The following is a 19,589-nucleotide window of genomic DNA, read 5'->3' as shown; positions in this document are numbered from 1 at the left end:
TGGCGACTATGCAAGACACATTGAGAATCACCGAAGTTTTTTACTCGTTGCAGGGTGAAACACGGACGGCTGGGCTGCCCACAGTATTTGTGCGCCTCACCGGTTGCCCGTTGCGTTGCCAATACTGCGACAGTGCCTACGCATTCAGCGGCGGCACCCTGCGAACCCTCGACGATATCCTGGAGCAAGTGGCCAGTTATCGTCCGCGTTATGTCTGCGTCACGGGCGGTGAGCCATTGGCGCAACCTAACGCCATCCCTTTGCTCAAGCAGTTGTGTGATGCCGGTTACGAGGTTTCGCTGGAAACCAGCGGCGCCCTGGATATCTCGGCCGTCGACCCGCGCGTCAGTCGCGTCGTGGACCTGAAGACTCCAGGCTCCAAGGAAGCGCACCGCAACCGTTACGAGAATATCGAGCTGCTGACCCCCAACGACCAGGTCAAGTTCGTGATCTGTTCGCGGGAAGATTACGATTGGGCCGTGTCCAAGCTGATTCAGTACGGGCTCGACCAGCGGGCTGGCGAAGTGTTGTTGTCACCAAGCCATCACGATTTGAGCGCCCGGGACCTGGCGGACTGGGTGGTGGCGGATAACCTGCCGGTGCGCCTGCAACTGCAGTTGCATAAATATCTTTGGAACGACGAGCCGGGGCGCTGATATGACTGAACATTCGAACATTGCCGAAAAACGTGCGGTCATCCTGTTGTCCGGTGGCCTGGATTCGGCCACCGTCGTGGCCATGGCCCGTGCCGAGGGTTACCGCTGCTACACCATGAGTTTCGATTATGGCCAGCGCCACCGCGCAGAGTTGCACGCCGCCGAGCGAGTTGCCCGGGACCTGGGCGTGGTGGAACACAAAGTGATCGGCCTGAACCTCAACGGCATCGGCGGCTCGGCCTTGACCGACAGTTCCATCGACGTGCCCGAGGCGCCGAGCGAAGGCATTCCGGTGACGTATGTGCCGGCGCGTAACACCGTATTCCTGTCCTTGGCATTGGGCTGGGCCGAAGTACTGGGCGCCCGTGACATTTTCATTGGCGTCAATGCCGTGGATTATTCCGGCTACCCGGATTGCCGCCCGGAGTTCGTCGAAGCCTTCGAGCGCATGGCCAACCTGGCGACCAAGGCCGGCGTAGAAGGGCAGGGGTTCCGCATCCAGGCGCCGTTGCAGAATCTCAGCAAGGCCGACATCGTCAAGGCCGGTGTGAAGCTTGGCGTGGACTACGGCCTCACCGTTTCCTGCTATCAGGCCGACGATCAGGGCCGTGCTTGTGGCAAGTGCGACAGCTGCCGCCTGCGCGCAGAAGGCTTTGCGACGGCGGGTGTGAGCGATCCAACCCGTTATTTTTGATTTATTTCAAATTAGGTGTTGAATAGTCCTTAGAAATCAGTATTATACGCGCCACCACACAGCGGGTCGTTAGCTCAGTTGGTAGAGCAGTTGGCTTTTAACCAATTGGTCGTAGGTTCGAATCCCACACGACCCACCATTTTTTGCAGTTTTAAAAGTCTGGAAGGCCCACGAAAGTGAGGATTTCCGGATTTTTTTTTGCCTGCGAGAAAGTGGCCGGACAAATCCCGAGGCTGGCTGGTGTCGTGGCAGTCCTTGGGGATTACGTCATTAACCTGGAAAAAATGGCCTCAGCTCCTAGACTGTTGAAGCCCGCTCCCTGTGCAAGCGCAGCGTGCATCTCGTTATAAAAACGCGAGAGGTTCGATCAAGGAGGATTCGACATGAAGCTGCGAATTACCCAGTTTGCTCCATTCGATCAGGGCAAGGATATCGACGCTGATATCAAGGGCGGATGGTGTGCCGGGGTAACCGCCATGGTCGGTGTTGCCGTGGGCTCCTATGACGTGGAAGAGCAACCCGATTTTGGGCATTGGGTTGAACATGTCGCTTTTGTAAGGGCCAAGGCGGCATTGCTGAAGATCAATTCCAGCCTCAACACGGCCGAAACGCTGCAGGCCGTCCTGGGCCGATACGAGAAAACCCGCGACGTCTGCGGTGAGCTGCATACATCCAAGTTTGAAGTGCGAGGTTGCAAAGTTCTCCTGAGCTTGTCGCGATGGTTTCCAGTGCTGGGTTATGCGTCCTACCTGAAAAACGCCAAATGGCTGACCAATCATATTGGCTACATCATCCGAGGCGCGGACAAACTGGTGTTGTTCGACCCCAACTACGGTATCGGTTTGTTCATCATTGAAGATGCGCTGCCGCTGAACCTGAACGAGCTGACCAAGGCGATCGGCATCCTCGCCTGGAAGAGTGGCCTTTCCAGTTATCTGCTGTCCTACACGGCGGCGATTTCCGTTGTTGACGAAGATCCCTTGCAACTGCGCTTGTCGAACGATAGCGAGGAGAAAGCCCGAGCCTTGGGAGAGTTCAGGAGTCGTTTTTTCACCGGGACAAAGCAGTAGCCTTAGCGGATATGTCGCCCATAACCCTTTGGGTCAAACCGCAATACCATCACCATCATCAACGCCATGACCGCCGTGAGCGACCACCAGGCCCACTCAAAACTCCCCAATTGGTCGCGGATCATCCCGGCAATCAAGGGCGAGAGGCCGGCGATGAGATAGCCGACACCCTGCACGAACGCAGTAAGGCCGCCGGCCCGGCGTGGGTTGTCCAAGTGGTCGAGGGACACGATCAGGCTCATGGGGAACAGGCCGCCGATACCCAGTCCCAGCAGGCAGGGCCAGAGCAGGCTGAAGCGTTCCGGGCTGAGGATCAGGCCGCAGAAGCCGCCGATGATCAGGGCCAGCAGGACGGTCAGGACCAGGCGTTTATCCCGGCTGCGGTTGGCAATCGCCGGGGTGACCAGGCCGGATAGCACTTCCATTGCCGTGAGGAACCCCAGAAGCAGGCCAGCGTGCTGTTCGCTCCAGCCCTTTTCCACGTAATACGGCGCCAGCCAGGCCAGCACGCAGGTGTAGGAGGCGGTGCCCAGGCCAAAGAAAATCGCCAGGAGCCAGGCCCGGGCGTTGCTGGAAAACGCTTCGTGATGCCGGGACGTTGCTTCGGGCAAAGGCCTGATGTTCGAGCGCTGGGCGTACCAGCAGCCCAGGGCGACCAGCGCCAACAATGCCCAGATGGCCAGGCCAACGCGCCAACTGCCGGTCTGCGTCAGGACAAAGGGTGAAAACGATGCGGCAATCGCCGCCCCGCCCATGATGGAGGTGACGTACAAGCCCATGAACAAGGATACGTTGTCGGCGAAGCGCGACTTGATCAGCGCCGGCATCACAGCCTGGATCAAAGCAATCCCAAGCCCTGCCACGACCGCGCTGGCGATCAACCCGGCGGCGCTGTCCAGATACAAGCGCGATGCCGTGGCAATGCCAATGATCAACAGCGACATTACGATGGTGCGGTGTTCACCGATGCGCAGGGCGATGCGCATGCCCAGGAACATCGCCAGGCCCATCGCCATGACGGGCAACATGGTCAGTAGCGAGGCGGTACTGAAACTCAAGGGCACCTCGCCGCGAATAGCCGACAACAGCGGCCCGACCGCCGCCATCGAGGGCCGCAGGTTCAGCGCGACCAAGACGATGCTGACCATCAGCCAGATGGCGTGGGTGCTTGAGGTTCGAATGTTTTCCATAACGGGGCCTTGGCTAAACAAAGCGCCATTTAGGCCGGGGAGTCGTGATGGGAGCAAATTGAAAACTGGTGGAGGCTATTGAAAAATTAAATACCGAGCCTGGTGCTCCCGCTGGCGCGCGTAGAAGCGTAGGAGCTGTCGAGTGCAACGAGGCTGCGATCTTTCCCCAGCCAATTAAGTCTTGAGCGAAAGATCAACATCAAGATCAAGATCAAAAGATCGCAGCCTTCGGCAGCTCCTACATGCAGCGCAGCGGGAGCAAGCTCTCTCGCTAGGCGCTATTCCATCCCCGGGCTTAGCGTCCCCAACCACGCCACCAACCCAAGGATGGCCACCGCCACAGCGAACTCCAGGACCATGCTGCGTCGCAGGGCATTCACCGCGACCCTGTGCTCGCCGGTCTGTCGAGCCTGCTCCAGCAGTGGGCTCAGGTGAAAGCGGTTAAGCGCGGCGAACACGAGCATGGCGGCGAACAAGATGAGTTTGAGCGCCAGTAACTGCCCGTAGGTGCTGTCCAATAGCCCTTCGACGCTTGGGCCGACGATGAACAGATAATTGACCACCCCCGTCACGCTGATGAGCACCACGATCACCGCCCCGGCGGTTTCAAACCCGATCAATGTCCGGGCCAGTACCGCCAACTGCGGTTCGGCCTGGCGAAGCAGCAGGGCAAACGCGGCCAAGGCCCCGACCCAGCCACCCGCCGCCCACAAGTGCAGGAAGTCGGTGATGAAGTGCCAGTTGCGGCGTGCGCCTTCGTCCATGGCGCCGTGCCCTGCCCAGGCCAATGTCGCCAGCGCCACGGCCCCGCCCAGCATGACCAGGCCCAGGCTGGCGGCCGGCCAGCGTTTATTGAGCGTCACGGCGATACCGGCCAGCAGCAGCGCAGCCATCCGCAGTGTCCAACTCAAGCCGACGTCGGTCTCCACTACCATCATTTCGATATGCGGCCACAACTCGACCCACTCCACAGCGCCGCTCATGGCCCAGGCCATGCACGCCATGGCGGCGAGGGAGAGCAACCCGCCCAGCACCGCCGAGATCAGCAGCAGCGGCGTGAAAGGCAACTGTGCGCCTGACACCCGCTCCTGGCCTCGCAGGCTATAGAGCCCGAACGCGGCCAGGCCGAACAGCAACATCAGATCCAGATACAGGGCAAAACGCAGGACGATGTTGATCGAGTCGCTCATCAACTCACTTCACCTTGAACGTGACGTTACCGGTGATCGGGTGGGTGTCGGACGACACCGCGCGCCACTGGACCTGATAGGTGCCGGCGGTGAGGGGGGCATTCGGCGTGATGACCATGGTTTTCGGGTCATCGCTGCCGGAGACCTTGGCCGGCATGGGCATGGGCGAATGCGCCGCCATGCCGGGCATCGCGGTCATCATCAGTTTGGCGCCGGAAAACTTGGTCATCAGGTTTTCGGAAAAATGCAGCTCGATCTTTGCCGGTGCCGCACCTTCGGCGCCTTCGGCAGGGGTAGAGGACAGCAGTTTCGGGTGGGCCTGGGCCAGGCCACTGAGCAACAGGCCGGTGGACAGGGCGACAGCAACGACAGCGGTTTTGATGAGTGACATGCAAGGACTCCTACAGCTTGTTTTTAGTTTTAGTTTTTAGTGATGCCGGTAAGCGGGTCAGAACCACATGCGCAAGCCCAGTACCAGGCGTGCTTCGCTGCGGTCCTCGCCTTCTTCCCGGGCGTAATCGGCGGTGTTGCCATAGACCCGATTCCAGGTGACGCCAATGTAGGGTGCGAATTCGCGGCGTATTTCATAACGCAGCCGTACGCCGAGTTCGGTGTCCGACAACCCTGAGCCGACGCCACGGGCGGGATCGTTCTTGCCATAGAAATTGACCTCGGCGGTGGGCTGCAGGATCAATCGATTGGTCAGCAGGATGTCGTAATCGCCTTCCAGGCGCGCCGCGCTCTGGCCACCTTCACCGATAAAGGCAGTGGCCTGGGCTTCGAAGTTGTACAGCGCCATGCCTTGCACGCCGAAGGCAGCCCAGGTTTGCGGATCGCCCGGCTTGAAGTCCTGGCGTACGCCGGCCACGACGTCCCACCAAGGACTGATGGCGTGGCCCCACAGGGCCTGGAGCTCGGCTTCTTCGGTCTTGCCGTTGAGGCGTTCGCCCTCGGAGCGCAGCCACAAACGATCGATGTCGCCGCCGATCCAGCCGGAAGCGTCCCAGCTCAGGGCGCTGCCGTCATCGGCGTCCTGCCACTCCAGCTGGTCGATGAGGAAAAACGAATTGATGGCACTGTCATGCACCGCGTGTCCGCCATGATCCTCGTAGACCGCGGCGCGGTCGGCAGCGGTCAGTTCCGGGATCGGCGTGCGGCTGCTGGTCGGTGCTGACTGCATGGGTTCCATGCCCTGCATCGAGTCCATGCCTTGCATCTGGCTATGGTCCATCCCGGGCATCTGGCTGTGATCCATGCCTTGCATATCGTTGCCCGCTGCCCAGGCCGAGGTGGTGGCGCCGAGGGTCAGGCTGGCAATGAGTGCCATGGGGTATTGAAAAACAGTGGTCATGGTCGGCTCCTCATTCCTGCACCCGAACTTCACGGAACATCCCCATTTCCATGTGAAACAGCAGATGACAGTGGTACGCCCAGCGCCCGAGGGCATCGGCGGTGACGCGGTAGCTGCGCTTGGCGCCCGGTGGCACGTCGATGGTGTGCTTGCGCACCATGAACTGGCCGTTCTCATCCTCCAGGTCGCTCCACATGCCGTGCAGGTGGATGGGGTGGGTCATCATCGTGTCGTTGATCAGCACGATGCGCAGTCGCTCGCCGTACTTGAGTAGCAGCGGCGCGGCGTCGGAAAATTTCACGCCGTTGAACGACCAGACGAATTTCTCCATGTGCCCGGTCAGGTGCAGTTCGATCGTACGGCCCGGCTCGCGGCCGTCGGGGTCGGGGAAGGTGCTGCGCAGGTCTGAGTAGGTCAGCACTTTGCGGCCGTTGTCGCGCAGCCCCATGCCCGGGTCGTCGAGCTTGGGCTTGACGCTCATGGCCTGCATGTCCACCAGGGGGTTGTCTTTCTCGGTGTCGGGATGCGACAGCATGCCGTCCATGCCTTGCATCTGGCTGTGATCCATACCTTGCATCTGGCCGTCGTCCATACCCGACATACCCTGCATCGAGCCGTGGTCCATGCCACCCATGCCCGTGTCGTCCATGGTCACCAATGGCCGAGGGTCCAGGGGCGGCACCGGTGCCGACAGCCCGGCCCTGGCCGCGAGGGTGCCGCGTGCGTAGCCGGTGCGGTCCATGGACTGGGCGAACAGGGTGTAGGCCTCCTGGGTCGGTTCGACGATGACGTCATAGGTTTCGGCCACGGCGATCCGGAACTCATCGACGCTCACCGGTTTGACGTATTGGCCGTCGGACGCCACCACCGTCATCTTCAAGCCGGGAATACGCACGTCGAAATAACTCATGGCCGAGCCGTTGATAAAGCGCAGGCGAAGACGTTCGCCAGGCTTGAACAGGCCGGTCCAGTTCATGTCCGGCGCCTGGCCGTTCATCAGGTAGGTGTAGGTAGCCCCGCTGACGTCGGCCAGGTCCGTGGGGTTCATCTTCATTTCGGCCCACATCTTGCGATCCGCCACGGTGGCGGCCCAGCCGTTCTTGCTCACATCGTCGATGAAGTCGCCGACGGTGCGCTTGTGGTAGTTGTAGTAATCGGACTGTTTCTTGAGCTTGCGGATGATGTCGCCGGGGTCTTCATCGGTCCAATCGGTGAGCATCACCACGTAGTCCCGTTCGTATTGGAAGGGCTCCGGTTCCCGGGCGTCGATCACCAGCGGGCCGTAGACCCCGGATTGCTCCTGGAAGCCAGAGTGGCTGTGGTACCAATAGGTGCCGTTCTGCCGGACCTTGAACTGATACACGTACATGCCGTCGGGTTCTATGCCCTTGAAACTCAACCCCGGAACGCCGTCCATGTTGGCTGGCAGCAGGATGCCGTGCCAGTGGATGGAGGTGGTGTCCTTCAAGCGGTTGCGCACCCGCAGGGTCACGGTATCGCCTTCGCGCCAGCGCAGCAGGGGGCCGGGAATACCGCCGTTGATGGTCTGGGCGGTACGTGGGTTGCCGGTGAAGTTGACCGGGCTTTCGCCGATGAACAAGTCGAACTCGGTGCCGCTCAGGACGTTGGGCTGGCCCGGGCCGGTGACGGCCCAGACAGGCGCGCGCCACAAGCCCAGGCCGCCGAGGATGGCGCCGGCAGTCAGGCCCTTTACGAAGGTTCGCCGGGAAGTTTTTGTGTGCATACGATGGAAGTCCGTCAGTCGATTCGCAGCGAATACGGGGGCAATCCCTCGGTGTCGCTTTGAAAAGAAGATGACATAAGCCGGCTGGGCAGGTGATTACATTTCGGTCAGCTTGCTCTTGCTGGGGCGCGCGTCCGGTTCCAGGGGCGGGCACAGGGCAGAATGATCTTTTGCATCGACGGGATATTCTGTAGCCTTGCCGGCTTCACGCTGTCCCGTGCCTGATTGATACCCACTTTCCCGGCGGTACCCGAGTGGTCCGGAGCCGGGTGTATACTCGACTTTCGCGCAAAACGCGCCTGCAGGTCTTGCGAACATGACGCAAATTTCCGAACGCCTTCTGGTCCAGGCCCACCTCGACGCCAAGCAGCCCAAGCCGCTGACTGCCGAGCAAGAGGCCTGGTACCGCGCCGCCATCGCCGCCGAGCTCAAGGCTCAGGACGCGGTGCTGGTCGCGCACTTCTACTGCGACCCGATCATCCAGGCCCTGGCCGAAGAGACCGGTGGTTGCGTGTCCGACTCCCTGGAAATGGCCCGCTTCGGCAATGCCCACCCGGCCAAGACCGTGGTGGTGGCGGGTGTCAAGTTCATGGGGGAGACCGCCAAGATCCTCAACCCCGAAAAACGTGTGCTGATGCCCACCCTGGAAGCCACCTGCTCCCTGGACCTGGGTTGCCCGGTGGACGAGTTCTCGGCGTTCTGCGACCAGCATCCTGAACGCACCGTGGTGGTGTATGCCAACACCTCGGCGGCAGTGAAGGCCAGGGCCGACTGGGTGGTGACATCCAGTTGTGCGTTGGAAATCGTCGAGAGCCTGATGGACAACGGCGAGACGATCATCTGGGGCCCGGACAAGCACCTGGGTACTTACATCCAGCGCAAGACCGGCGCCGACATGCTGCTCTGGGACGGTGCCTGTATCGTCCACGAAGAGTTCAAGTCCAAGCAGTTGGAGGACATGAAGGCGCTCTACCCGGACGCCGCGATCCTGGTGCACCCGGAGTCACCGACGTCGGTGATCGAACTGGCGGATGCCGTTGGCTCCACCAGCCAGTTGATCGCCGCGGCCCAGACCCTGCCGAACAAGACACTGATCGTCGCCACCGACCGGGGCATTTTCTACAAGATGCAGCAGCTGTGCCCGGACAAGGTCTTCATCGAAGCCCCTACCGCCGGCAACGGCGCGGCGTGCCGCAGTTGCGCACACTGCCCATGGATGGCGATGAATACCCTGGAGCGCACGCTCAAGAGCTTGCAGGAAGGCACCAACGAGATATTCGTCGACCCGGCGCTGATCCCCCAGGCGATTCGCCCGCTCAAGCGCATGCTGGACTTCACCCAGGCCGCGCGGATGAAGCTGGCGGGCAATGCCTGATCGTTGGGAGGCTTGAGGCTTCAAGAAGTCTTGAGGCCTATGACGCTTTTTGTGGCGAGGGAGCTTGCTCCCGCCGGGCTCTGTAGGAGCTGCCGAAGGCTCGGGCCGCGTTCGGACGATCTTTTGATCTTTCGCTTTAGACTCAAGTGTCTGGGGAAAGATCGCAGCCTCGTTGCACTCGACAGCTCCTACAGAGCCCAGCGGGCAGGCGCCCTCGCCACGGGTTTTGTGGTGTTCTTATTTGGCCTTCTTGGGAATCCGCACCAACTGCGTATCCGAGTAGATGTCATGCCAGCTGCGCTTGCGCTTGTCGAACAGCGCCCAGATGAAGCCTGCGCCCAACAGCAGCAATGATGCAATCGACACGACGAACCGTAACAGCGCCTGCCACAGGCTGATGGCCGTGCCATCGGCGTTCTGTACCCGGATGCACCACACCTGCATGCCCAGGGTCTGGCCGTTGTGGGTCCAGAACTTGGCGAAGAAGCCGAACAGCACGAACAGCAGCACGGTGGACAGCAACGGGTCGCCGTCCAGGGCGCCAGCTTCCGTGAGGGCGCGCATTTTCTCTTCGCCGATGATCGCCATCTGGATCATCTTGTAGGCGCCGCTGGTGACGATCAGCAGCGCCGTGCACAGCAGGAAGTCATAAAACATCGCAGCCAGGCGACGGCCAAGGCCGGCGGGAGGAAAGTCGCCCTGGGGGATGAGCAGGTGTTTCGGCATGTCGGCCTCGGCTGAAAAAAGAAGCCATTTTACGGATTTACGCCCATAAAAAAGCCCCTGATATCAATCAGGGGCTTTTTAGTTCGCGAAAGCCTTAGGCTTCAGCTTGTACTTCGTCAGCCTGCATGCCTTTCTGGCCTTGCACAGCAACGAAAGTGACTTTCTGGCCTTCTTTCAGGCTCTTGAAGCCGTTGCCCTGAATGGCGCGGAAATGCACGAACAGGTCCGGACCGCTTTCAGGCGTGATAAAACCAAAACCCTTCTCGTCGTTGAACCACTTGACGGTACCGCTCTGACGTTGAGACATTTTCTTATTTCCTTTGACGCTAAAATTGATGACAGCCTCTTTCGCATGAAAGAGTACTGGGGCTGGGTTGCAGGAAAGTAAGATGACGTCGAACGGGATGTAGCTAACTTCGTAGGCTACTGCCCAGGTCACGATCCAAGCGACCCATGCAAACACAGTGACCAAACTCTACGCCAACTCCGAACGAAAAAACAACCCCCCGGGGAAGCCCGTATTTGCTCAGCTTGCAGGCATTTACATACATCGCCAGGCGGGGCTTATTCGATAGGCTAGTTCAATTGTTAATGACCGTTATAAGCGCCATTGAATGTCTAAGGATATGCACCTTTTTATGGCGGTTGCGTTACACATTAGTGCACGTATAACGCAATCGCGTTACTTATAGAAACAGTCAATCAACCGCGGTAGTAGCGTTGTGGGACGAATGGCATTTTACTTACAAGTAAAGGCACCTTTTTCCCACGCACGATGGCCCAGACTGGCGTATCCAGTGCGACATAGGCGCTATCCAGGTAACCCATTGCCAACGGACCGCCCAGGGTCGGGCCGAAGCCGCCGCTGCACACTGCACCAATAATCTCGCCTGCGTCGTTGACGATCTCTGCGCCTTCGCGCACCGGTGTGCGTTCTTGGGGCAGCAGGCCGACACGTTTGCGCTTCACGCCATTGTGCTGCTGGGCGAACACGGTTTCAGCGCCGGGGAAACCGCCGGCGCGAGCGCCATCGGCACGACGAACCTTGGAAATGGCCCACAGCAGGCTGGCTTCGATCGGGGTCGTCTCGCTGTTCATATCATGGCCATAGAGGCACAGGCCGGCTTCCAGGCGCAGGGAATCACGGGCACCGAGGCCGATGGCGGCCACTTCTGGTTCGGCCAGCAGCGCGTGGGCCAGTTTTTCCGCGTCGGCGGCGGGCACCGAGATTTCGAAACCGTCTTCACCGGTATAGCCCGAACGGCTGACAAAACAGTCCACGCCCAGCAGCGTGACGCGCTGGAACTGCATGAAAGTCATCTTCGCCACGTCCGGCGCCAGGCGGGCGAGCACGGTGACGGCGGCCGGGCCTTGCAGGGCAAGCAGGGCACGGGCTTCAAACAACGGCTCGATGCTGCACTGCGCGCCAATATGGGCCCGCAGGTGGGCCAGGTCCTGTTCCTTGCAAGCGGCGTTGACCACCAGGAACAATTCGTCGTTGCCCAGGTTGGCGACCATCAGGTCGTCGAGAATGCCGCCGTTGTCGTTGGTGAACATGGCGTAGCGCTGCATGCCCACCGGCAGGTCGATGATGTCCACCGGCACCAGGGTTTCCAGGGCCTTGGCGGCACCTGCACCGGTCAGGCGGATCTGGCCCATGTGGGACACGTCGAACAGCCCGGCCTGATCGCGGGTGTGCTGGTGTTCTTTCATCACCCCCAGCGGGTACTGCACTGGCATGTCGTAGCCGGCGAACGGCACCATGCGGGCACCGAGTTCGAGGTGCAGGGCGTGCAGCGGGGTCTTCAGCAGTTGTTCGGTGGACATATCAGCTCCTGGAAAAAGTGTAGAAGTGAGGCAAGCGCATCAGCATTCGATGATGTTGACCGCCAGACCGCCGCGGGCGGTCTCCTTGTATTTGCTTTTCATGTCGGCGCCTGTCTGGCGCATGGTGCGGATGACTTTGTCGAGGGAGACGAAGTGATGCCCGTCGCCGCGCATGGCCATGCGCACCGCGTTGATGGCCTTCACCGAGCCCATGGCGTTGCGTTCGATGCACGGTACCTGCACCAGACCGCCGATCGGGTCGCAGGTCAGGCCGAGGTTGTGTTCCATGCCGATCTCGGCGGCGTTTTCCACTTGTTGCACGCTGCCGCCGAGCACTTCGCACAGGGCGCCGGCGGCCATGGAGCAGGCCACACCCACTTCACCCTGGCAACCGACTTCGGCGCCGGAGATGGAGGCGTTTTCCTTGTACAGGATGCCGATGGCAGCGGCGGTCAGCAGGAAGCGCACCACGCCATCCTCGCTGGCCCCGGGAATAAAGCGCATGTAGTAATGCAGCACAGCCGGGATGATGCCCGCCGCCCCGTTGGTCGGTGCGGTGACAACGCGCCCGCCGTAGGCGTTTTCTTCGTTGACCGCCAAGGCATACAGATTGACCCAGTCCAGCACCGACAGCGGGTCGCGCAGGGCGGCTTCGGGGTTCTTGCACAGCTGGCGGTGCAACGCCGCAGCCCGGCGCTTGACCTTCAGCCCGCCCGGCAAAATCCCTTCGTTGCGACAGCCGGCCGCCACGCAATCCTGCATCACCTGCCAGATCTTCAGCAGGCCGGCACGGGTCTCGGCTTCGGGACGCCAGGCGCTTTCGTTAGTCAGCATCACCTGGCTGATGGACAGGCCATAGGTGCTGCAATGGCCCAGCAGGTCCTTGGCGCTCTTGAACGGGAAGGTCAGGGGGGTGGTGTCTTCGACGATACGGTCGGCACCGGCCGCGCCTTCATCCACGACAAAGCCGCCACCGACCGAGTAGTACTCGCGGCTGCGCACTTGCAGGCCCGCGGCATCGAAGGCGCGGAAGATCATGCCGTTGGGGTGAAAGGCCAGCGGCTTGCGGATCATCGCCAGGTGCAGCTTTTCATTGAATTCGATGGAGTGTTCGCCGAGCAGGTTCAGGCGACCGCTGCTGCGGATCGCTTGCAGGCGGGCGTCGATGGTTTCGGTGTCCACGGTGTCAGGGTGCTCGCCTTCCAGGCCCAGCAGCACGGCCTTGTCGCTGCCGTGCCCCTTGCCGGTGGCGCCGAGCGAGCCGTAGAGCTCGACCTTGACGCTGGTGGTGACGTTGAGCAGGTCATCACGACGCAGCCCTTCGGCGAAACGGGCAGCGGCACGCATCGGGCCGACGGTATGGGAGCTGGAAGGGCCGATACCGATCTTGAACAGGTCGAACACGCTTAACGACATGGTGTTTCTCCGGTTTCTTTTTATGAGGATCGACGATTATGAAGTCGGCGTAGATCCAATGTGGGAGCGAGCAAGCCCACTCCCACAAGGGGATATGCGGTGTGGTTGAAAGGGGCGAGCAAACCCGCCCCCTCACAGGTCAAGCGTAGCTTTCGATCGACGGGCAAGCGCAGACCAGGTTGCGGTCGCCAAACACGTTGTCGACCCGGCCCACGGGCGGCCAGTACTTGCCTTCGATCAACGACGCCACCGGGTACACCGCCTGTTCGCGGCTATAAGGGTGGGTCCACTCACCGACGATTTCCGCGGCAGTGTGCGGGGCGTTTTTCAGTGGATTGTCGTCTTTGTCCAGGCTGCCGTTTTCCACCGCGCGGATTTCTTCGCGGATGCAGATCATGGCGTCGCAGAAACGGTCCAGTTCTTCCTTGGATTCGCTTTCGGTCGGCTCGATCATCAACGTGCCAGCCACCGGGAACGACATGGTCGGGGCGTGGAAACCGAAGTCGATCAGGCGCTTGGCCACATCATCGACGCTGATGCCGCTGCTGTCCTTGAGCGGACGCAGGTCGAGGATGCATTCGTGGGCCACCAGGCCGTTGCTGCCGGAGTAGAGCACTGGGTAGTGCTCTTCCAGGCGACGGGCGATGTAGTTGGCGTTGAGGATCGCCAGTTGCGAGGCGCGCTTGAGGCCGGCGCCGCCCATCATGCGGATGTACATCCAGGTGATCGGCAGGATGCTCGCGCTGCCGAACGGCGCCGCGCACACCGCGCCTTCCTTGCGTGCCATGTTGGCGTGGCCCGGCAGGAACGGTGCCAGGTGGGACTTGACGCCAATCGGGCCGACGCCCGGGCCGCCACCGCCGTGGGGGATGCAGAAGGTCTTGTGCAGGTTCAGGTGCGACACGTCGCCGCCGAACTTGCCCGGGGCGCAGAGGCCGACCATGGCGTTCATGTTGGCGCCGTCAATGTACACCTGGCCGCCGTTGTCATGAATGATGCCGCAGATTTCGCGGATGCCTTCTTCGAACACACCGTGGGTGGACGGGTAGGTGATCATTAGCGCGGCGAGGTGTTCGCGGTGCTCGATGGCCTTGGCCCGCAGGTCTTCGATGTCGACGTTGCCGCGGGCATCGCAGGCGGTCACGACCACGCGCATGCCGGCCATGTGGGCGGTGGCCGGGTTGGTGCCGTGGGCCGAGGACGGGATCAGGCAGATGTCGCGGCGGTCTTCGCCACGGCTCTGGTGATAGGCGCGGATCGCCAGCAGACCGGCGTATTCGCCTTGGGAACCGGCGTTGGGTTGCAGCGACACTGCGTCATAGCCGGTGGCGGCGCAGAGCATGGCCTCCAGCTCGTCGGTCAGTTGCTGGTAGCCTGCGCTCTGCTCGGCCGGGGCGAACGGGTGCAGGGCGCCGAACTCGGCCCAGGTCACCGGGATCATTTCGCTGGCGGCGTTGAGTTTCATGGTGCAGGAACCCAGCGGGATCATGGTGCGATCCAGGGCCAGGTCCTTGTCGGCGAGCTTGCGCAGGTAGCGCATCAGCTCGGTTTCGGAGTGGTAGCGGTTGAACACCGGGTGGCTGAGGATCGCCGATTGGCGCACCAGTTCGGCCGGGATGCGGCTTTGCACGCTGGCGGCCAGTGCCGCGAAGTCCGGCAGGGCCTTGCCGTCGGCCAACAGCTTCCACAGGGCTTCGACGTCAGCCTGGCTGGTGGTTTCGTCCAGGGACAGGCCCAGGCGTTCAGCGTCCACCACACGCAGGTTGATGCGCTGGGCGCGGGCCTTGTCGTGCAGGGCGGCGGTTTGCGTGCCGGTGTGCAAGGTCAGGGTGTCGAAGAAACTGTCTTGCTCGACGCTCAAGCCCAACGCACCCAGGCCCTTGGCAAGGATTGCGGTCAGGTGATGGATGCGGTTGGCAATTTGCACCAGGCCCTTGGGGCCGTGGTACACGGCGTACATGCTGGCGATGTTGGCCAGCAGCACCTGGGCGGTGCAGATGTTGCTCGTGGCTTTCTCGCGGCGGATGTGTTGCTCGCGGGTCTGCATCGCCAGGCGCAGGGCCGGCTTACCGAAACGGTCCACGGAAACGCCGACCAGACGGCCCGGCATGTCGCGCTTGAAGGCGTCCTTGGTGGAGAAATACGCCGCGTGCGGGCCGCCGAAGCCCAGGGGCACGCCGAAGCGCTGGGCGCTGCCGATGGCCACGTCGGCGCCGAATTCACCTGGCGGGGTCAACAGGGTCAGGGCCAGCAGGTCCGCAGCAACCGCCACCAGGGCGTTGGCGGTGTGGAAACGTTCGGTCAGTTCGCGGTAGTCGAACAGGTCACCGTTGCTGGCCGGGTACTGCAGCAGCGCACCGAAGAAGCCGCTGACGTCGCTCAGTTCGCGCTCATCGCCCACCACCACGTCGATGCCCAGGGGCTCGGCACGGGTGCGCAGCACGTCGAGGGTTTGCGGGTGGCTGTGCACGGAGGCGAAGAACGCGTTGCTGCCCTTGTTCTTGCTCAGGCGCTTGCAGAAGGTCATGGCTTCGGCAGCGGCGGTGGCTTCGTCGAGCAAGGAGGCGTTGGCAATCGGCAGGCCGGTAAGGTCGCTGATCAGGGTCTGGAAGTTCAACAGCGCTTCGAGACGGCCCTGGGAGATTTCTGGCTGGTACGGGGTGTAGGCGGTGTACCAGGCTGGGTTTTCCAGCAGGTTGCGCAGGATCGGTGCCGGCGTGTGGCAATTGTAGTAGCCCTGGCCGATGTAGGTCTTGAACAGCTGGTTCTTGGCGGCGATGGCCTTGATCGAGGCCAGTGCATCGGCTTCGCTCTGGCCGTCGCCCATGTCCAGCACACTGGTGCCCTTGATGCTTTCCGGGATGACGCTGGCGCTCAGGGCCTCCAGGGAGTCGTAGCCCAGGCGCTCGAGCATGGCTTGCTCGTCGCTGGCACGCGGGCCGATGTGGCGGGCGATGAATTCATTGGCGGTGCCGAGATTAACGGTCATGTGGCGCTCCTCAGGCTTCGGCGTTGGCTTTGATCAGGCGGTCGTAGGCGTCCTGATCCAACAGTTGGCCAACGGCGGCTGTGTTGACTGGCTTGAAACGAAAAAACCAGCCTGCGCCCAACGGATCTTCGTTGACCAGTTCCGGATTGCTTTCCAGGGCCGGGTTCACTTCGAGCACTTCACCGTCCAGTGGCATGTAGACACCGCTGGCGGCTTTCACCGATTCCACGGTGGAGGCTTCGGCTCCCTTGTCGTAGCTTTGCAGTTCCGGTAACTGAACATAGACCACATCGCCCAAGGCGTTCTGGGCAAACGCAGTAATACCGACTGTAACGCTGCCGTCGGCTTCGGTGCGCAGCCATTCGTGATCTTCAGTGAAACGCAACTCGCTCATGGAAACTCCTGGGGCCAGATTCGTCTGGTGGACGCGAAGAAAGGCGCGGGGCTTGGCCCGGCCGAATGACAATACCCATAGCAAGAATACGGCCAATGTTGATAATTGCTTAAATATCAATGGCTTGAACGATTTTGTCGAAACTTGGATCGACTTTGCTGTAGCGAAATCGCTACAGCTGGGAGGCTGGATAAAATCGTTGTGGGATCAAAGCCTTGCGCAGCGCTGGTTAGCGATGAGTGTAGCGATATCGTTCCGCTGTAGCGCTTTCAGTACAGGTGGAGGTCGTTTTTCACGCAGTTTCGCCACAACACAGAATTTGTGGGAGCAAGCTTGCTCCCTCAGTGGGGACTGGGGCGGGTTTATGGCTTCCCGGAAATCCCGTACTTACGCAACCGATGGGCAATCGCCGTGTGGGAGGTCTGCAGGCGACTAGCGAGCTGGCGGGTGGAGGGGTAGTTGACGTAGAGGCTTTCGAGCAGGTGCTTCTCGAAGCTTTCCACGGCCTGCTCCAGGCTTTCGACTTCCACATCGCCCTGGCGCGCCACGGAGGTGCCGGCGATGTCCAGGTCGCCGATGTCCACCAGGCTGCTTTCGCAGATGGCCGCGGCGCGGAAGATCACGTTCTGCAATTGCCGCACGTTGCCCGGCCAGCGGTTGCCCAGCAACGCCGGGTAAGTGCCGGGGGCCAGGCGGCAGACCGGGCGCTGGATCTGCGCGCAGGCCTGCTGCATGAAATAGCGCGCCAGCAGCAGGATGTCCTGGCCGCGTTCACGCAGTGGCGGGACTTCGACATTGAGCACGTTCAGGCGATAGAACAGGTCTTCGCGGAACGAGCCTTCACTGACCATTTTTTCCAGGTTGCGGTGGGTGGCGCTGAGGATCCGCACGTTGACCTTGATTTCCCGGTCGCCGCCCACCCGGCGAAAGCTGCCGTCGTTCAAGAAACGCAGCAGCTTGGCCTGCAGGTAGGGCGACATCTCGCCGATTTCATCGAGGAATACCGTGCCCTGGTTCGCCAACTCCATCAGCCCGGGCTTGCCGCCGCGTTGCGCCCCGGTGAAGGCGCCGGGGGCGTAGCCGAACAGTTCGCTTTCCGCCAGGTTCTCCGGCAATGCCGCGCAGTTCAGGGCCAGGAACGGTGCGCCATGACGGGCGCTGATGGCATGGCACGCCCGGGCCACCAGTTCCTTGCCGGTGCCGGTTTCGCCCTGGATCAGCAGCGGTGCATCCAGCGCCGCGACCCGCTGGGCCCGGGCCTTGAGGGTGCGGATCGCCGGGGACTCGCCCAGCAGCGCGTCGAAGCCTTCGGCGTGATCGTGATGCAGTGCCGACAGGCGCTCGCCGATGCGGTTCGGCTGATACAGCGTCAGCAGCGCGCCGGCATCGGTGATGGGCGTGGCGTCCAGCAGCAACGTCTGGCCGTTGAGGGTGATTTCCCGCAGCGGCAAGCGGAAACCGTTCTCCAGCAAGGCGTCCAGCAAGGCCTCGTCACCGAACAGTTCGGCCACGCTTTCCCCGGCCGGCTCACGACCGTACAGGGCAATCAGCGCGGGGTTGGCCAGCAACACCTTGCCGGCGCTGTCCAGGGCCAGCACCGGGTCGGTCATGGCCGCGAGCAAGGCATCGAGCTGCAAGTGCCGACGCTGGCCCGGCAGGATGTCCACCACGGTGACCGCCTGCACGCCGCGCACGCTGAACAGCGCCTCGCGCAACTCGTCGAGCACTTGCGGGCTGAGGGTCGGGGCGTCGATGTAGACGTTGGGCGGCACCATCTCCACCGCATCCAGGTTGAGATTGCGCCCACCGAGCAAGGCCAGGACTTCCTGGGTAATGCCGACGCGGTCGATGAAACTGACGTGGATACGCATGGGGCGATGGATTCTGGAACTCGGAGGGCCGCAAGTATGCCTTGGGGCGGGCTGTTGGTGAAATCCTGGTGTAATACTTGAGAACGACGGTGACCCCCTGTGGGAGCGAGCAAGCCCGCTCCCACAGGAGGTCGGCGGTGAGGCGGATATCGTTTACAACCCAATATCCCACTCCGGTCTCTCGGGAAACTTGAGCACCAGAAAATCCAGCAGGCTGCGCAGCGCCGACGGCATGTGTTTGCGTGAGGCGTACACCGCGTACATGTTCATCCGGCGGGGTTCGGCGTGGGGCAGCAGGCGGATCAGTTCGCCGTTCTTGATGTGGGCGCCGGCCTGGTAGCTGGGCAGCATGGCCACGCCGGCACCGGCTATCGTTGCCTGAAGCAATGTACTGGCTTCGTTGGCGCTGATGTTGCCTTGCACCGGCACCGAGACCTGCTCGCCGTCCTGCTCGAAATGCCACAGGCTCTTGCCGACGTAGGAATGGGTCAGGCAGTTGTGTCGGCTCAGGTCTTCCACGCGCAGCGGTGTCGAGTGCTCTCGCAGATAGCGCGGCGAGGCGCAGATCACCGAGCGGCAGACCGTGAGGCGACGGGCAATCAGGTTCGGGTCCAGGTCGTTGCTCATGCGGATCGCCAGGTCGATGCGCTCGTCCACCAGGTTCACAGTGCGGTCGAGCATTTGCAGGTCGACGCTCACCCCAGGGTATTGCTTGACGTATTCGGCCATGGCACTCGCCAGTTGGGCCTGGCCGAACGAGGTACTGGCACTGATGCGCAACATGCCCCGTGGCGCGTCGTCCGGGGCGCTGACCGCGGCTTGCATGTCGCCGGACAGCTCCAGCATCTGCCGGCAACGCGGCAGGATCTCGGAGCCTGCGGCCGTCAGGCTCAGCTTGCGGGTGGTGCGATGCATCAGCCGGGCACCGACCCAGTCCTCCAGCTCCGCCAGATACCGCGATACCACCGGCCGCGACAGGTCCAGATGCTCGGCCGCCGCCGACTGGCTGCCCAAGTCCACCACCGTGACGAACACCCGCATTGCTTGTAGACGATCCATGATCTGCCCGATTTCAGAAACAAACTATGTCCGATCA

The 19,589-nt window shown here is 61.8% G+C and carries 17 protein-coding genes and 1 tRNA gene; 5 read left to right on the top strand and 13 right to left on the bottom strand.

The window, feature by feature from the left end; genetic code table 11:
• The first annotated feature begins 8 nt into the window (after positions 1 to 8).
• The 4 genes from queE (at position 9) to GFU70_RS22290 (ending at position 2,420) form a co-directional block, all read left to right on the top strand.
• Complete coding sequence (gene queE, locus GFU70_RS22305) at positions 9 to 656, top strand: 7-carboxy-7-deazaguanine synthase QueE (protein ID WP_003205025.1); 648 nt, start codon at positions 9 to 11, stop codon at positions 654 to 656.
• Between the two features lie 19 nt (positions 657 to 675).
• Positions 676 to 1,350 (top strand): 7-cyano-7-deazaguanine synthase QueC, encoded by a 675-nt coding sequence (gene queC / locus GFU70_RS22300; RefSeq protein ID WP_175360374.1) that lies wholly within the window; start codon positions 676 to 678, stop codon positions 1,348 to 1,350.
• A gap of 63 nt (positions 1,351 to 1,413) precedes the next feature.
• A tRNA-Lys gene (locus GFU70_RS22295) sits at positions 1,414 to 1,489 on the top strand.
• A 244-nt stretch (positions 1,490 to 1,733) separates the two neighbouring features.
• Positions 1,734 to 2,420 carry a hypothetical protein gene (locus GFU70_RS22290; RefSeq protein WP_058542608.1) on the top strand — a complete coding sequence of 229 codons (687 nt, stop codon included), beginning with the start codon at positions 1,734 to 1,736 and terminating at the stop codon, positions 2,418 to 2,420.
• A 2-nt stretch (positions 2,421 to 2,422) separates the two neighbouring features.
• Here the strand turns inward: GFU70_RS22290 and GFU70_RS22285 are convergent, their stop codons facing one another.
• From GFU70_RS22285 to GFU70_RS22265, 5 genes are all read right to left on the bottom strand, one after another.
• Positions 2,423 to 3,610 carry a cyanate transporter gene (locus GFU70_RS22285; protein ID WP_058542607.1) on the bottom strand — a complete coding sequence of 396 codons (1,188 nt, stop codon included), beginning with the start codon at positions 3,608 to 3,610 and terminating at the stop codon, positions 2,423 to 2,425.
• Positions 3,611 to 3,888: 278 nt separating this feature from the next.
• Entirely contained in the window at positions 3,889 to 4,800 is a 912-nt protein-coding gene (gene copD, locus GFU70_RS22280) for a copper homeostasis membrane protein CopD (protein ID WP_058542606.1), read from the bottom strand.
• 4 nt (positions 4,801 to 4,804) lie between these two features.
• Complete coding sequence (copC, locus tag GFU70_RS22275; protein ID WP_058542605.1) at positions 4,805 to 5,191, bottom strand: copper homeostasis periplasmic binding protein CopC; 387 nt, start codon at positions 5,189 to 5,191, stop codon at positions 4,805 to 4,807.
• A 57-nt stretch (positions 5,192 to 5,248) separates the two neighbouring features.
• Entirely contained in the window at positions 5,249 to 6,151 is a 903-nt protein-coding gene (locus tag GFU70_RS22270; RefSeq protein WP_116641429.1) for a copper resistance protein B, read from the bottom strand.
• 10 nt (positions 6,152 to 6,161) lie between these two features.
• On the bottom strand, positions 6,162 to 7,895 hold the full coding sequence (locus tag GFU70_RS22265) for a copper resistance system multicopper oxidase (RefSeq protein WP_153388819.1): 1,734 nt from the start codon (positions 7,893 to 7,895) through the stop codon (positions 6,162 to 6,164).
• A 316-nt stretch (positions 7,896 to 8,211) separates the two neighbouring features.
• Between GFU70_RS22265 and nadA the strand changes: the two genes are divergently transcribed.
• The gene (gene nadA / locus GFU70_RS22260) at positions 8,212 to 9,270 is read left to right on the top strand and encodes a quinolinate synthase NadA (RefSeq protein WP_058542602.1); all 1,059 of its coding nucleotides are present in this window, start codon (positions 8,212 to 8,214) and stop codon (positions 9,268 to 9,270) included.
• 237 nt (positions 9,271 to 9,507) lie between these two features.
• On the opposite strand, the gene GFU70_RS22255 is transcribed toward nadA, so the two are convergent.
• The 8 genes from GFU70_RS22255 to GFU70_RS22220 all read right to left on the bottom strand — a co-directional run bounded on the left by GFU70_RS22255 (position 9,508) and on the right by GFU70_RS22220 (position 19,552).
• The gene (locus GFU70_RS22255) at positions 9,508 to 9,996 is read right to left on the bottom strand and encodes an RDD family protein (protein ID WP_153388818.1); all 489 of its coding nucleotides are present in this window, start codon (positions 9,994 to 9,996) and stop codon (positions 9,508 to 9,510) included.
• 94 nt (positions 9,997 to 10,090) lie between these two features.
• On the bottom strand, positions 10,091 to 10,303 hold the full coding sequence (locus tag GFU70_RS22250) for a cold-shock protein (RefSeq protein ID WP_003175786.1): 213 nt from the start codon (positions 10,301 to 10,303) through the stop codon (positions 10,091 to 10,093).
• Between the two features lie 395 nt (positions 10,304 to 10,698).
• Positions 10,699 to 11,823 carry a glycine cleavage system aminomethyltransferase GcvT gene (gene gcvT / locus GFU70_RS22245; protein ID WP_116641432.1) on the bottom strand — a complete coding sequence of 375 codons (1,125 nt, stop codon included), beginning with the start codon at positions 11,821 to 11,823 and terminating at the stop codon, positions 10,699 to 10,701.
• A 39-nt stretch (positions 11,824 to 11,862) separates the two neighbouring features.
• Positions 11,863 to 13,239 carry an L-serine ammonia-lyase gene (locus GFU70_RS22240; protein WP_058542599.1) on the bottom strand — a complete coding sequence of 459 codons (1,377 nt, stop codon included), beginning with the start codon at positions 13,237 to 13,239 and terminating at the stop codon, positions 11,863 to 11,865.
• A gap of 139 nt (positions 13,240 to 13,378) precedes the next feature.
• Positions 13,379 to 16,228, bottom strand: coding sequence for an aminomethyl-transferring glycine dehydrogenase (gcvP, locus tag GFU70_RS22235; RefSeq protein WP_058542598.1), 2,850 nt, complete (start codon positions 16,226 to 16,228; stop codon positions 13,379 to 13,381).
• Between the two features lie 10 nt (positions 16,229 to 16,238).
• Positions 16,239 to 16,622 carry a glycine cleavage system protein GcvH gene (gcvH, locus tag GFU70_RS22230; protein WP_058542597.1) on the bottom strand — a complete coding sequence of 128 codons (384 nt, stop codon included), beginning with the start codon at positions 16,620 to 16,622 and terminating at the stop codon, positions 16,239 to 16,241.
• 362 nt (positions 16,623 to 16,984) lie between these two features.
• Positions 16,985 to 18,493, bottom strand: coding sequence for a sigma-54-dependent transcriptional regulator (locus GFU70_RS22225; RefSeq protein ID WP_058542596.1), 1,509 nt, complete (start codon positions 18,491 to 18,493; stop codon positions 16,985 to 16,987).
• A gap of 153 nt (positions 18,494 to 18,646) precedes the next feature.
• Positions 18,647 to 19,552: a LysR family transcriptional regulator gene (locus GFU70_RS22220; protein ID WP_058542595.1), complete on the bottom strand. Its 906-nt coding sequence runs from the start codon at positions 19,550 to 19,552 to the stop codon at positions 18,647 to 18,649.
• Positions 19,553 to 19,589 lie beyond the last annotated feature (37 nt).

Source organism: Pseudomonas brassicacearum, assembly GCF_009601685.2.
GTDB lineage: Bacteria > Pseudomonadota > Gammaproteobacteria > Pseudomonadales > Pseudomonadaceae > Aquipseudomonas > Aquipseudomonas kilonensis_B.
The sequence above is the reverse complement of the archived record's forward strand: the minus strand, read 5'-3'. Positions and strand labels throughout refer to the sequence as shown.